Source organism: Pseudoalteromonas sp. MMG007 (genome assembly GCF_018100985.1).
GTDB lineage: Bacteria > Pseudomonadota > Gammaproteobacteria > Enterobacterales > Alteromonadaceae > Pseudoalteromonas.
Window position 1 is genome coordinate 1 of sequence record NZ_JAGJEI010000048.1, and the last position, 568, is coordinate 568.

The 568-nt window shown below is 51.4% G+C and carries 1 protein-coding gene; it reads left to right on the forward strand.

What is annotated here, in order from left to right:
• A partial coding sequence (locus J8L71_RS18355; RefSeq protein WP_247655377.1) for an Ig-like domain-containing protein occupies positions 1–568 on the forward strand: 568 nt, incomplete at both ends.

Genomic DNA, 568 nt, shown 5'->3' on the forward strand with positions numbered 1-568 from the left:
CAGTGGCGAAGTGGATATTACTCCACCGGCGCTTGCCTTTACGCCGACCTTTGAACTTGGTTTATTGGTTACTTTAAGTGGTACGTCTGACTTGCCAGCAGGCAGTGAAATTACCATTACCGAGCAGCTTGTTAACGGGGGAATTGGTGCAACATACACCACCACAACAGATGCCGATGGCAACTGGTCATTAGTGGGTCTGGATGTATCGTTACTTGATGTTGGCTCAGTGATCGCCACAGCCACGGATGCAGCCGGTAACACGCGAACAATTAGCTCAGACGACTTTGATAACACACCACCCACGCTTACTGTTGAGGTTGACGCACAAAGCGATAGCAATACCCCAGTTATTAGCGGCACGAGCGATGCGGGCGAAGGCGCGCAAGTTACTATTGTGGTGACCGACAGCGATGGCAACCCACAAACCATCACAGCGCTTGTGGATGCAAATGGCGATTGGAGTGCGACACCAAGTACACCGCTAAGCGAAGGCGAAAGCACGATTGAAGTGAGTGTACGCGATAGCGTAGGCAACGAAACCACTGTGAGTGATACCACCACTATC